The sequence below is a fragment of the Tenacibaculum sp. MAR_2009_124 genome (assembly GCF_900105455.1).
In the GTDB taxonomy this organism is placed as follows: Bacteria; Bacteroidota; Bacteroidia; order Flavobacteriales; family Flavobacteriaceae; genus Polaribacter.
In genome coordinates this window covers 520,100-534,419 of the sequence record NZ_FNSF01000001.1, presented here as the reverse complement: position 1 = coordinate 534,419, position 14,320 = coordinate 520,100, and the positions used below count along the sequence as shown (strand labels likewise).

The following is a 14,320-nucleotide window of genomic DNA, read 5'->3' as shown; positions in this document are numbered from 1 at the left end:
CGATTGTTTCAAATAAAAAAATAAACCAATAATGAATAAATTAAAAGACAAAGTAGCAATTATTACAGGAGCCAATAGTGGAATTGGATTAGTAACTGCAAAATTATTTTTAAATGAAGGTGCCAAAGTTGTTTTGGCTGGACGCAGAGAAGAAGCTCTTAACGAAGCTTCAAAAGAATTAACAGGAGATTTCATTACCGTAGTAGCTGATGTTGCAAAAGAAGAGGACAATAAACGCTTAATTAAGGAAGCCGTTGATAAATATAAAACTATTGATGTTCTATTTTTAAATGCTGGTGTTGCTCCCATTATGCCAACTTCAGATATTACTGGCGATCACTATAATGAGGTGTTTGATATTAATGTAAAAGGTCCAATCTTAGCTACAAAAGAAGCCATTCCATATCTTAACGATGGCGGTTCCGTTTTATTTACCAATTCTATCGTACACCAAAAAGGTTTTGATGGTTTTGCTGTGTATTCAGCGAGTAAGGGAGCTCTAAGAGCATATGCACGTGTATTAACATCAGAGTTAAAAGATAGAGGTATTAGAGTAAACTCTATCGCTCCAGGTCCAATCGAAACTCCTATTTATGGCAAAATGAATTTACCTGAAGAAGTTGTTCAAGAAATGGGAAAAGGTTTTGCTCAAAGCGTTCCTTTAGGAAGATTTGGTAAATCAGAAGAAGTTGCAAATACGGCACTATTTTTAGCCTCAAATGATGCCTCATATATTAATGGTGTTGAGCTCGAGGTTGATGGTGGATTAAGTCAAATTTAAGAAAATTTCATATCGATACTTTAAATAGTTTTACTATTTAAAGTATCGATTCTCCATTTAAGTTTGTAGTCAATACATCACTCATAAAATCAAAATACGGACGTAGTGCTAAATAGGAATTATTAACTTCTTCTAAAAAGTTATTACATAGTACCTCTTCATCCGAAAAATTCCTTATTGCAATAAAAGCTTTTTTTCTTATCAAATCTATTGTTGGATGCTCTTTATCAAATCCTTTTGGTGCAGTTTTTAATTCGTCTCCTTCAAGTTTTCCACCAAAATACTTTGTAAATTTTTGTTCACTCAAAATATCTCGAATTTCAGAATCATCTAATTCAAATTCTTTTCTAATCCTGAATAAATCTTCTTTATTAGGTTCCCAAAAACCTCCAGCTAAAAAACTTTCTCCTGGTCGTATTCTAAGATAATAACCTCCTCTTAAATGAGCTCCTTTTCGTGAAAAAGAACCCGCAAAATGGGGTTTATAAGGTGTTTTATCCTTACTAAACCGAACATCTCTGTATATTCGAAATAGTTTGAATTTTTCTATTTCATCGTGCTCTTCTAACTTTTCTCTGATAGAAGCATACAATTCTTTCGCATTACCTTGAGCTTCAGTAAATTCCTCTTTATACTCCGCGAACCAGTCTCGATTGTTGTTTTCTTTCAAGTCTTTTAAATAAGTAAGACTTTCCTTTTTAAACTTCATAAAAAAAGATTTGGTTAAAGATATAAAAAAAACTCTACGGGAAATTCCTTGTAGAGTTTACTTATTATGCTTTTAAATACTTATTTATACGTTAAATCTGAAATGCATTACATCACCATCTAATACTACATATTCCTTCCCTTCCACTCTCATTTTTCCAGCTTCCTTTACTTTTGATTCCGAACCAAAAGCTACATAATCATCATAGCCAATGACCTCTGCTCTAATAAATCCTTTTTCAAAATCAGTATGGATTACTCCTGCCGCCTGCGGAGCCGTTGACCCTACATCTATAGTCCAAGCTCTTACTTCTTTTACTCCTGCTGTAAAATACGTTTGTAAATTAAGTAATGTGTAAGCTGAACGAATTAATCGAGAAACTCCTGGTTCTTCCAATCCAATATCTGACAAGAACATTTGACGCTCTTCGTAATCTTCAAGCTCAGCAATATCAGCTTCTGTCGCTACCGCTAAAACAATTATTTCAGCATCTTCATCCTTCACTGTTTCGCGAACTTTTTCTACATAGTGATTACCATCTTTTGCTGATGATTCATCTACATTACAAACATACAATACTGGTTTATCAGTAATAAATTGCATTGATTTAACCAGTTCGTCTTCCTTTTCAGTAAACTCAATAGTTCTAACAGATTTCCCTGCTAAAAGAGTTTCTTGTATGGTTTGTAAAATTTCTAATTCTTTCTGAGCTTCTTTATTACCAGTTTTTGCAGCTCTCTTTACTTTATCTAGTCTTTTTTCTACTGTTTCTAGATCTTTTAACTGTAATTCAATATCAATAGTCTCTTTATCTCGAATTGGATCAACAGAATCATCTACATGTATAATGTTGTCATTATCAAAACAACGTAACACATGAAGGATAGCATCTGTTTCTCTAATATTTGCCAAGAACTGGTTTCCTAAACCTTCCCCTTTACTAGCACCTCTTACAAGTCCTGCAATGTCAACAATTTCTACTGTTGCAGGTATAACTTTTTCAGGGTCTACTAATTCTTCAAGCTTTTCCAATCTTGTATCAGGAACATTTACAACACCTAAATTAGGTTCTATCGTACAAAACGGAAAGTTCGCACTCTGTGCTTTCGCGTTTGACAAACAGTTAAATAAGGTTGACTTCCCCACGTTAGGTAATCCTACAATTCCAGCTTTCATTATCTATTGTATTAATTTAGCGTGGCAAATATAGCACAATACTTCATTTTTTACGATATGATCTCCAAACTCTTCGCAACTATTTTAATGAGAAATTAAGACTTTATTAAAGGTTTGTTAATTTTTTACTACATTTACGTACTTTAACCAACGAAAAATGAGTTATTTAAGTGACGAAATTTTATGGAAATCGTTAAAGGAGGGAGATTTAAAAGCTTTTTCTGTTTTATTCAAAAAGTTCTACCCTTCCCTTTTTAGTTATGGTTTAAAAATTTCAAATGATGTTGATGTAACCGAAGATTCTTTGCAGGACTTTTTTGTTTATATATATGAACACAAAGAAAATTTAAGTAATCTAGAAACCATAGCTCCATACTTATTCTCCTCTTTTAGAAGATTCATTATAAAGAGATTAAATAAATCTAAAAAATATTCTATGGTTAGAAATTTAGATTCCAATATTGTGGATATCGATTTTACACCAGAAGAATTCATTACCAATCAAGAATCAACAACTTTTCGCAACAAAAATTTAGCTAGAATAATCAATCAACTTCCCAAGAGGCAAAAAGAAGTTATCTATTTAAAGTTCCATTGCGGACTCAAACCTCAAGAAATTGCCGACACAATGGAAATCAATTACCAAAGTGTTGTCAACACCTTACACAAAGCCATTAAGAGTTTAAGAGAAGAAATAGCAGTTTCAGAATTATTAAACTTATAATTTCGTAAATTTGTAAAATAAAAAGGGTATAATTATGAGATTAGCATCTCATTTATATGTTACCCTATGCTTAATTTTCGTATGGCACAAAAAAATTACAATACCATTCATGATTTTTTAAATGATCAGTCATTTAAAAATTGGGCGTTTAATAGCCGGCTCTCGGATGTTTCATTTTGGGATTTCTGGCTAAAAAACAACCCACTCAAAAAAGAATTAGCTTTTGAAGCCCGGGATATTTTATTAGGTATCAACTTCAAAAAAAATGATATTCCTGAAGAAAAAATTGATTTTGAATGGAATAAGCTTGAAACAAAATTAAAAAAGATTCAACAAAAAGAACAAAAAGAAACACTTCCAAAAAGAGATAAGAAATTTGCTATTACAGCTGTTGCTGCTAGTTTACTTTTGTTATTTTCCGTGAGTGCTTGGTTTTTAATGAATGATTTATCTAGAGTAACTCATAAAACGGCGTATGGAGAAGTTTTAGAATTAAAGTTAAACGATGGAACGCTAGTAACATTAAACTCCAACTCAAGTATATCCTACAAGAAAAATAACGCTAGAAATGTTTGGCTGAAAGGAGAAGCGTTTTTCAAAGTAAACAAAAAAGAAAGCACGAATGCTAAATTTTGGGTAAACACTAATGATTTAATTGTTGAAGTATTTGGAACACAATTTAATGTAAATACACAAAGGAACAAAACAAAGGTTTTTCTTGAGGAAGGGAATATATGGTTGAATTTAAATAATGGAACTTCGAAAAAAATGATTCCAGGTAATTATATCGAATACTCTTCAGATGCAAAAAAAATTCTAATCGACGATCAGTTAAGCTCAAGTGATGAGCAACTCGCTTGGAAAAATGGAACACTCATTTTCAACAATTCGAGTCTTTTAAATGCCTTATATAAAGTTTCTGACACATATGGCGTTGAATTTGATTTTCATGACCAAGAAACAAAAAACACACTCATAACTGGAACGGTTCCAACAACAAACCTTGAAATTTGTTTAAACGCAATAAAAAAATCTGCAAATGTTATCATCAAAAAAGAAAATGCTAAATTAGTTGTATATAAAAATTAGTAATCCTCTTTTAATGATACGTAAGAATACTTTTTTATTTTTTCTAATAATTTTTGTATTCAGCAGCAACTCCCATAAACTTTATTCTCAGGATACCGAGTATATCTCTCTTCCAGAGGCTTTGACTTTCTTAAGTGAGAAACATCGCGTTTTTTTCACATATAACCCTGTGGTTATAAAAAAACAAAAGGTGAAAATTGCAGATTTCAAAAATCTTTCTATTAATGAATCTATTGCTTTTCTAAAGGAAACTACGCCTTTTAATATTGAATATTTAGGAAATAACTATTTTGTTATTTATAAAATAAATGAACAGTATAAACGTATATCCAAAAAAAGTAAAGACTCTGTTAACATAACAATAGCTGATGTTAGAGAGCTAAAAAAACAAATATCAGAAAATAAATATCTTATTAAAGGAATTGTCCTAGATCAGTTCAATGCTCCTATTCAAAAAGCCAATATTATTGAAAAAAATACGCAAAATGGTATTATTACCAATAACGATGGAACCTTTGATCTTTATGTTTCAGGTAACAACCCAATTGAAATATCTCATATAGGATATAATACACAAGTTATTCCCCCTAAAAAAAGCTTTATTACAGTGCACTTAAAATCGGGTGTTGAATTAGATGAAGTTTTTGTAGTAGGATCTAGAAATAATACTCGACAAAAAATTGATTCACCTGTATCTACGGACGTTATTGATATTCGTCAAGTAAAAAGTAAAAGTGAATTTATTCAAGTCAATCAATTCATTCAAAATGAAATTCCTTCTTTTAATGCTACAAAGCAATCTGGTTCCGATGGTTCTGATCATATTGTTCCAGCAACCTATCGCGGTTTAGGACCTGATCAAACTCTTGTTCTTATTAATGGTAAACGAAGACATCAAGCATCTTTAATTAATCTTTATGGAACAAGAGGACGTGGTAATTCTGGGACTGATTTAAATGCAATTCCCGCTTCCGCAATAAAAAGAATTGAAATTCTAAAAGATGGAGCTTCAGCGCAGTATGGTTCAGATGCAATTGCTGGCGTAATTAACATTGTATTGAATGATCAATCGAAAGAAACTCAAATCAATTCAACTTTTGGTTTTCATAATGCTTCAAATAACACGAATAAAGATAGACAAGGAATTGATGGAGTTACATATAAAGCGGATGTAAATTATGGAGCCAAAATAAACGAAGAGGGATTTATAAATTTATCAGCTGAATTTTTAAGTAAAGGACATACTTTCAGGCGTGGAACGGATATACGAGAGAACTATGGAGATCCTGCTACTACCAGTAGTAGTATTTTCGTTAATTCAGAAATCCCTTTATCAAATGGAATGAAACTTTATTTTAATGGAGGTTATAACTACAAGAATACTCGTGCTTATGCCTTTACAAGACCTTCGGATAGTGAACGAAATGTTACAGAAATTTATCCTATGGGGTTTAACCCTTTAATAACCTCTAATATTTCAGACAAATCTTTAACCGTCGGTGCAAATGGAGTATATTCTGGTTGGAATGTTGACTTTAGCAACACTTATGGAAATAACTACTTTCAATATTATATAAAAAAAACACTTAATGCCTCACTTTTAGCAGCATCTCCAAAAGAATTTGATGCAGGTGGTCATAGTCTAATTCAGAACACCACAAATATTGATGTTTCCAAACACTTTAATAAGTTTTTAGAAGGGTTAAATATTGCTGCCGGAGTTGAGCATAGAATCGAGAACTATCGAATTTTCTCAGGTGAAGAAGGTTCCTATGAATGGTATGACATTAATGGAGATATAGTAACTGATTCAACACCTACAGACCTTTTACCAATGCATAACGGAGAAATAAGACCTGGTGGTTCTCAGGGTTTCCCTGGATATTCACCATTAAATGAAGTAGATAGAACGAGAACAAGTGTTAGTTTGTATTTTGATGGGGAAATAGATTTCACCAAAAAATGGCTCTTAGCAACCGCTTTTCGTTATGAAAATTATAGCGACTTTGGAAGTAGCATTAACACTAAAATTGCAGCCCGCTATAAAGTTACTCCAAAAACAAACCTACGATTTTCCTTCAGTACAGGTTTTCGTGCTCCTTCATTAGCCCAAATCTATTACAATTTAAAGTTTACAAATTTTATCGATAACGAAGCCGTAGAATCTTTTTTAATAGCTAATAATAACCCGTTAACGGAAAAGTTTGGAATAGAGCAGTTGAAAGAAGAAAAAGCTATTAACTATAGTTTAGGAATCAATCATGTTTTTAATAGAAACTTCAAATTTTCTTTAGATTCTTATTATATTTTTATTAAGGATAGAATAATTTTAAGTGGAAACTTTGATGCCTCCGAACTTAATTCTAACGTTAAGAATGTGCAATTTTTTGCTAATGGTGTAAACACTTCTACTATTGGTTTAGATTTTCGATTTGATTGGGTTAAATATTTCGAGAACTCAAGGTTAAATATTGGTTTTGTTGGGAACCTAAATAAAATGGCGATCACTAAGATTAATAATAAAAATCTTGATAAAGAAACTTTCTTTGGTTCAAGAGAACAGTACTTTTTACTTGCTTCTGCTCCAAAACACAAACTTATTTTAAACGCAATCTACTCTCTCAAAAATTTTTCTATAAGTAGTACCTTAACGAGGTTTAGCAGTTTAGAATTAATTGATTGGCAAATATTTAAACCTTTAAGCCTATTTAACAATTCTCCTCAACAAAGATTTGATGCTTCAGTCGATTATTACCAACCAAAATATACATTCGACACACATATTACATATGATTTAACAAATCATGTATCTCTCCAAGCCGGAGTTAACAACCTCTTCAACACTTATCCCTCTGAACAAGCTAGAAACACTGATAGTGGAGGGCTTTGGGACGCTATACAAATGGGGGCTAATGGTGCTTTCTATTACTCCAAATTATTGTTAAAATTTTAACTTTTTTATGTTTTCTTTAAGAAAAAAGAGTATAAATAAAACCTAAGGGTCTTTTTTAATAATGTAGCGAATATGTTAAATGAATATTTATTCAATAATCATATTCTTAAAATTATTAACTAAAATTTTATTTATGAAGAAAATACTAACATTTCTTTTTTCTATTGCAATAACTTATGCCTCGTGGGCTCAAACACAAATATCCGGAGTAGTTAAAGACGCTAATAACAATGTACTACCAGGAGCAAATGTATTAGAAAAAGGAACTCAAAACGGTGCTACTACAGATTTCGATGGAAAATTTCAATTAACGATCCAAGAAGGAGCTATTCTAGTAATCAGTTATTCTGGTTTTGAAACTCAAGAAATAGCGGTAGATGGGAAAAAAACATTTACGATAACCCTTCAAGATGGACTTCAATTGGAAGAAGTTGTTGTTACGGGAAGTAGAACACCGGCGAGAAGTAATACTTCAAGTCCTTTGCCAGTAGACATTGTTGGCGTAAAGGAATTACAAGCTACAGGTCAAACAACATTTGACAAGGCGTTACAATACAAAATACCATCATTTAACACTGTAAATACACCTGTAAATGATGCTACCTCTTTACTTGATCCATATGAAATTAGAAATATGGGACCAAGTAGAACATTAATTCTTATCAACGGTAAACGTAAAAACCTAAGTGCCTTACTATATACACAAACATCTCCAGGTAGAGGTGAAACTGGTGCTGATATTTCTGGTATCCCTACAGATGCCATTAAAACTATTCAAATTTTACGTGATGGAGCTTCTGCACAATACGGTTCCGATGCAATTGCGGGGGTAATGAATATTATTTTAAAAGATGATTATAAAAACGGTTCAGCAACCTTTAGATCAGGACTAACTGGTGAAGGTGATGGTGAAATGTTAGGTATTAGTGTAAACAACGGTACTAAACTTGGAGAAGGTAAAGGTTTTATCAACTATACAGTTGATTTCTCTAAAACAGCTTTAGCAAACAGACCAGGTACAGTTGACGCCGCTGGTGAAGCAGCAGATTTTGGTGCTGACATTAGCGATGTACAAGAATTTTTATCAAGAAGACCAGATGCAGGAAATGTTAATGGTTCTCCAGAAACAACAGCTGCTAAGTTTTTAATCAATGGATCTGTTGATTTAAAGGATGATAGTGAACTATATTTTAATGCTGCTTATATTTACAAAAAGGTAAATAGTTTTGCTAATTATAGAACTCCATATTGGAGAACTATTGAAGATTTTCCTTATTTAGGAAACTTCTTCCCTGGCAGTAACTCAAACAATCAAGGTTCTTATACCGATGCTTATGGAAATACTTTTCAAGGTAACGGGTATGACGGATATGTTCCAACATTTGAAGGTGATTTAAATGATTATAACGCGACCGTTGGGTTTAAATCAAAGCTTAATGGATGGAATGTTGATGTAAGTGCTACTTTCGGTGGTAACCAACAAACCTATAAAGTAAGTAACTCACACAATAGAAATGAAGTTTTTGTACCAACTTATGATAGTAATACAGGAACTTTTGAACCAACGAGATTATATCAAGAAAATAGTCAGATAAATTTTGATCCAGGAGGAACGGCCTTTAGTCACGTAGTAGGAAATATTGATATTTCAAAAATATTATCTGATCAAGTTGCTGTAGCCTTTGGTGCTGAGTTCAGAACAGAAAACTTTGAAGTAATTGAAGGTGAATTAGCTTCATATGACGGTGGAGGCGCGGATTCATTTGCTGGAAATAGACCTGAAAACTCAGGAAACTTTAACAGGTACAATTTAGGTGCTTATGCTAGTATCGACTGGGATATAAATAAAGACTTTTTATTAAGCGGAACTGCTAGGATTGAAAATTATTCTGATTTCGGGAGTACTTTTGTTTGGAAAGCAAGTTCAAGATATAAATTTGCAGAAGACAAATATACTTTAAGAGCTTCGATTTCAACTGGATTTAGAGCTCCTACCTTACACCAAATCTACACTCAAAAAGCTCAATATAGTTTCGTTCCAGGACAAGGTATTCAAGTTGGTGGATTAGTGAATAACGTATCTCCACAAGCTCGTTTATTAAATATTCCTAACTTAGATGCTGAAAGCTCTACTAACTTTACCGTTGGTATTGGAGGAAAGCCTTTTAAAAACTTCTCGTTTACTATAGATTATTATAGTATATCTGTTGAAGATAGAATCGTTTTAGGGACGGAAATTGGTCCTTCGGGAGATCCTACAAACCCATTAGACATTGTTTTAACTAATAACAATTTAAGTGATATTAGTTTCTTCTCAAATGCTCTTGACACTAAAACTTCAGGGTTAGATTTTGTTTTTAGTTATAATAATTTAAAAGCAGGTAACGGAAAATTAGGATTCAACCTTTCAGGTAATTATACCATTCAAAATGAAAGAGATGGTGATGTTAAAAACCCTGCTATTGTAGAAGGAGCTGGTCAATCAGTTGTAAATGAAACACAGGAAGCGTTATTTTTCACTTCTAGACCTAGAACAAAATGGATTTTAGGAGTAAATTATGATATTGGAAAATTTAGTTTTTCTTTAAATAATACTTATTTCGGTAAAACTATCTTTAAACAACAAGGTTTAGACACCAACTTAAGAACTGAATTTACACCAAAGATTGTATCTGATTTAGGTGTTAGCTTTAACGTTGATAAAAACTGGACTATTGGTTTCAATGCCAATAACATTTTAAATGTTTTACCTGAATGGAGTTTCAAAGCAGAAAATGCTGCTGGTGAAGCTATATTAAATGATCCTGCTCAGGTTAAGAACCAATCAAACTTAATCACATTTAATCAAAGATACTCTCAAATGACTTATGATGGTTACCACTTTAGTCAATTAGGATCTTTATTTAACTTATCTGTGAATTACAAATTTTAAGTATTTAATTGTTTTCATTATATAGTAATTATACGTTTGAATCTCAAGACTATCTTCCCCTTTAGTCTTGGGATTCTTTTTTTTTAAAAGGTAACAATTGATTTCTCTACTGCAACCTTAAAATTATTTTCTAAAACACTTTTAAAAGCTTCACTAGATTCATCTAATAAAGGGTTTGTATGATTAAAATGTATGAAATGTACCTTATTTTTATCCTTCTTACTTAATTGAGAAAATAACTTCATACTCTCTTCGACAAATGGATGAGGAACCTCAGACATATCTCTATTAATTTCTCCGTTTTTAAAAAAGGTAGCATCTAGAAATGCGATATCAACTTTTTTAATATAATCAAGTATACTCCTGTCCCATTTCTCCCATTTGTCAATATCAGGAATAAACAGAGCTTTCTTTTCCTTATAATGAATTTCAAAACCAACAGTTTCCGTGTACTCATCTCTATGAGGTACTTCTAAAGGAACAACCGATATTCTCTCATTTAAAACTTGAAGAGAGTCTTTAACTAATGGCTTTAGTTGGATGTTTTTATTTGTAACCAATTGACTCCAAGGCCCGTTATTGCTAAGGTAATTCAACATTCTTGGCATTGTATATACAGGAGTTCTATTTGCACTCATTGCCTCTCTTCCCAAATACATAACCCCCGTATAATGACCAATATGACCATGGGATAAGAAAACACCATCTGGTAAGGTTTTATTAGGAGTATATGATGAAAGTAATTCTGTTTGCTGAGTAAAATCAGGTGTCGCGTCGAAAATCCAACTTTGATTTGACGTTGGATCAACCAATCCAATACAGCTCACCATCCTCTCTGATTGCGGATTTACTCTAGTTTTCTCACAACAAGTTTTTAAACAAGCAATTTGTGGATACCCCGCATCTTGAGCTACTCCTAGAACAACAAAGAAAGGTTCTTTTGGAATTTTGGCTATTTTTTTAATTTTTTTTTGCTGACAGTTAGCTAATAATACGAAACTTAATAATGAAATAAAATATCTCACCTTCATAAGAAACAAATTTAAAATTGATCAGGATTTGCTCCCTTTACATCTTTATAAAACTCATAAAATACTTTGAAGTCTCCTTCCTGGTCATTAGTTGTATAATAAGGTTCTGACAATACAATTTGTTTGTTCTCAAAATCGAAAGCAAACATCACTATTGGCACATTAGCCCCTTTCGCGATATAATAAAATCCAGTTTTCCACTTATCTACTTTTTTTCTTGTTCCTTCAGGAGAGAGTGCCAATCGAAATTCTTCCTTGTTATTAAAAACATCAACAATAGCATCCACTCTATTATTACTTTTGGACCTATCTACTGGTGCCCCTCCTAACCAACGAAAGATAAAACCAAACGGAGGATCAAACAACGACTTTTTAGCTATGAAGTTAATTTTTACACCCCATGAATTTCTAGCTAAAATTGCTATCGGAAAATCTTTCCAACTTGTATGAGGAGCTCCAATAACCACATACTTTTTTAATTCGGCAGGAAAATTCCCTGTAAGCTTCCATCCTAAAACTTTAGTATATATAAATTTAGATATCATTTGTTAGAAAATAAGCTCCAATGATACGGTTTTCAACAGTAAGAACAAATATTTTTAGCCTAACTTACCCTATATTTGCTTCTACATTTAATCTTTTCATTTACATGAACACTACTGTACTTGTTATAATTGTTACTTTAATTAGCCTTGCTTTGGGGGTTATTATTGGGAATTTGTTAGGAAAATTAACTCTAAAGAAAGCTACTAGCGAACTCGAAAAGGAAAATAATATTCTTCAGAGTAAATTAGAGAGTCTTGAAATTCAGAAAAAAGAAAAAGAAGAATCTTTTAACCAACAAAAGGAAGATTTTTCTACAAGATTGAATGATAAAAACAAAGAGATTAGTGAACTTAGAAGAGAAAAAGAATTCTCTTCAATAGAATTGGCTCGAAAGAATGAGGAACTTAAAAACTTACAAGTTAAACTTCATGAAAACAAAGAGGAAATAAAAAATTTACAGGAAAAATTCACGAAAGAATTTGAAAATTTAGCGAATAAAATACTCGACGAAAAATCGAATAAGTTCACAGAGCAAAACAAAGAAAACCTGCAGACTATCTTAAATCCGCTTCAAGAAAAAATTAAAACTTTTGAAAAGAAAGTAGAAGACACGCAGAAAGAAAGTATTTCTATGCACTCTGCTTTAAAGGAACAATTATCAGGACTAAAAGAATTAAATGCTCAAATGAGCAAGGAAACCATAAACTTAACCAAAGCTTTAAAAGGTGATAGTAAAACTCAAGGAAATTGGGGAGAATTAGTTCTGGAGAGAGTTCTTGAAAAATCTGGATTAGAAAAAGATAGAGAATACTTCGTTCAACAGTCTTTTACCAATGAAGAAGGTAAACGTATTTTACCTGATGTTGTGATTCATTTACCTGACAACAAAAAAATGATTGTTGATTCTAAAGTTTCATTAACAGCTTATGAGCAGTTTATTAATACCGAAGATGACGAAGAAAGAATACGTTTTGTTAAGGAACATGTAAACTCATTAAAAAGACACGTAGAACAACTTTCAGAAAAAAAATACGAAGATATTTACAGAATAGAATCTCCTGATTTTGTATTACTATTTGTGCCTATTGAACCCGCTTTTGCTGTTGCTCTTAATGAAGACAATACATTATACAATAAAGCTTTTGAAAAGAACATTGTTATTGTTACACCAACTACTTTATTAGCTACACTTCGCACGATCGATACTATGTGGAATAATGAAAAGCAACAACGAAATGCTATTGAAATAGCTCGTCAAGCTGGTGCATTGTACGATAAATTCGATGGTCTTTTAAAAGATTTAATCAATATTGGCAAAAAAATTGATGCGACAAAAGCAGATTATAGCTCGGCCATGAACAAACTGTTTGAAGGTAGAGGTAACTTAATTACTAGTGTTGAAAAACTGAAAAAGATGGGTGCAAAAGCAAAAAAAGCTTTGCCTGAAAAAATTATAGAACGTGCACAAGAAGAGGATTAAAAAATTAATTCAATTCAGTAATTAATTTTTTCAATTCAACAATACGCTTTCTCGTTCCCACAAATTTTTGATTATTCGCGAGCTTAACAATATATTTTTCATTTTCCCAACGGGTAATTTCTTCCACTTCTGTAATATTTATTATTACTGCACGATTAATTCTAAAAAAATGCTTTTTACTCAGCATTTCTTCTAGTTCCGACAAATTAAATTCAACTTGAATTGCAGCATCTTTAGAGTTCGCAAAATAATTTCTTCCTTTCTTCTCAAACCAAATCATTTCATTCACCGAAAATGACTTTTCTCCAATTGAACTCTTAACCTCTATCTTCTGATTTAATGGATTTTTTTTATAAACTAAATAACTTAAAAGCAATACCCCATGAATTCCTAAATAAGTAACAATAATTATCCTATATAAAACTGAAACAATACTTAAATCATTCATTGTATCCGAACCCCATGCGAAAAAATACGCTATTAGCATATAGCCCAAAAACGACAGTAAAGTAACTATTAAAAGCTTACTTTCAAATTGCAACCATTGCCCTAAACCGGTAGGTAAACTTTTCAAATTAAAATACTTCCCAAGTATTCTAAAGACTTCAAAACAGATAATAAGTAAAAGAATAGATTTTATCGAATTTCCTAAAAACCTGGTAAAAACAAACTCTTTACTACATAACGGTATTACATTCCAAAATGAAGAAATTACCGTTTTATGATTACACGAATTAATAAACTCAGGGAGTAATAAAACAAAATAACTACTTAAAACATAAAAAGGACTTCTTAAAAAATGATACTGAATTTTCTTTTGCATTTTTTTAACACGTATTTGACTACAATAAGTCCGTATTTCATGTTTTGGACCGTCTTTAGCGAAAATAAATAAACTT

General features: G+C 31.8%; 11 protein-coding genes. 6 read left to right on the top strand and 5 right to left on the bottom strand.

Annotated elements, in window-relative coordinates; all coding sequences use genetic code 11:
• Nucleotides 1-31 precede the first annotated feature (31 nt).
• Nucleotides 32-781, top strand: a complete 750-nt coding sequence (locus BLW23_RS01575) for an SDR family NAD(P)-dependent oxidoreductase (protein ID WP_093667496.1) — start codon at nucleotides 32-34, stop codon at nucleotides 779-781.
• A gap of 37 nt (nucleotides 782-818) precedes the next feature.
• Here the strand turns inward: BLW23_RS01575 and BLW23_RS01570 are convergent, their stop codons facing one another.
• Nucleotides 819-1,490, bottom strand: a complete 672-nt coding sequence (locus BLW23_RS01570; RefSeq protein WP_093667495.1) for a DUF2461 domain-containing protein — start codon at nucleotides 1,488-1,490, stop codon at nucleotides 819-821.
• Nucleotides 1,491-1,574: 84 nt separating this feature from the next.
• Entirely contained in the window at nucleotides 1,575-2,666 is a 1,092-nt protein-coding gene (ychF, locus tag BLW23_RS01565) for a redox-regulated ATPase YchF (RefSeq protein WP_093667494.1), read from the bottom strand.
• A 157-nt stretch (nucleotides 2,667-2,823) separates the two neighbouring features.
• On the opposite strand from ychF, the gene BLW23_RS01560 reads away from it, so the two are divergent.
• The 4 genes from BLW23_RS01560 to BLW23_RS01545 all read left to right on the top strand — a co-directional run bounded on the left by BLW23_RS01560 (nucleotide 2,824) and on the right by BLW23_RS01545 (nucleotide 10,364).
• Nucleotides 2,824-3,390: an RNA polymerase sigma factor gene (locus BLW23_RS01560; RefSeq protein ID WP_093667493.1), complete on the top strand. Its 567-nt coding sequence runs from the start codon at nucleotides 2,824-2,826 to the stop codon at nucleotides 3,388-3,390.
• A gap of 81 nt (nucleotides 3,391-3,471) precedes the next feature.
• Entirely contained in the window at nucleotides 3,472-4,479 is a 1,008-nt protein-coding gene (locus tag BLW23_RS01555; RefSeq protein WP_093667492.1) for a FecR family protein, read from the top strand.
• A gap of 190 nt (nucleotides 4,480-4,669) precedes the next feature.
• The gene (locus tag BLW23_RS01550; RefSeq protein WP_255362705.1) at nucleotides 4,670-7,432 is read left to right on the top strand and encodes a TonB-dependent receptor; all 2,763 of its coding nucleotides are present in this window, start codon (nucleotides 4,670-4,672) and stop codon (nucleotides 7,430-7,432) included.
• Between the two features lie 133 nt (nucleotides 7,433-7,565).
• Nucleotides 7,566-10,364, top strand: a complete 2,799-nt coding sequence (locus BLW23_RS01545; RefSeq protein WP_093668411.1) for a TonB-dependent receptor — start codon at nucleotides 7,566-7,568, stop codon at nucleotides 10,362-10,364.
• A gap of 83 nt (nucleotides 10,365-10,447) precedes the next feature.
• On the opposite strand, the gene BLW23_RS01540 is transcribed toward BLW23_RS01545, so the two are convergent.
• Both BLW23_RS01540 and BLW23_RS01535 read right to left on the bottom strand, forming a co-directional pair.
• Complete coding sequence (locus BLW23_RS01540) at nucleotides 10,448-11,395, bottom strand: MBL fold metallo-hydrolase (protein WP_093667491.1); 948 nt, start codon at nucleotides 11,393-11,395, stop codon at nucleotides 10,448-10,450.
• Between the two features lie 11 nt (nucleotides 11,396-11,406).
• Nucleotides 11,407-11,940: a 1-acyl-sn-glycerol-3-phosphate acyltransferase gene (locus BLW23_RS01535; protein ID WP_093667490.1), complete on the bottom strand. Its 534-nt coding sequence runs from the start codon at nucleotides 11,938-11,940 to the stop codon at nucleotides 11,407-11,409.
• Between the two features lie 104 nt (nucleotides 11,941-12,044).
• On the opposite strand from BLW23_RS01535, the gene rmuC reads away from it, so the two are divergent.
• Entirely contained in the window at nucleotides 12,045-13,421 is a 1,377-nt protein-coding gene (gene rmuC, locus BLW23_RS01530) for a DNA recombination protein RmuC (protein WP_093667489.1), read from the top strand.
• 4 nt (nucleotides 13,422-13,425) lie between these two features.
• On the opposite strand, the gene BLW23_RS01525 is transcribed toward rmuC, so the two are convergent.
• Nucleotides 13,426-14,244 (bottom strand): LytTR family DNA-binding domain-containing protein, encoded by an 819-nt coding sequence (locus BLW23_RS01525; RefSeq protein ID WP_093667488.1) that lies wholly within the window; start codon nucleotides 14,242-14,244, stop codon nucleotides 13,426-13,428.
• Nucleotides 14,245-14,320 lie beyond the last annotated feature (76 nt).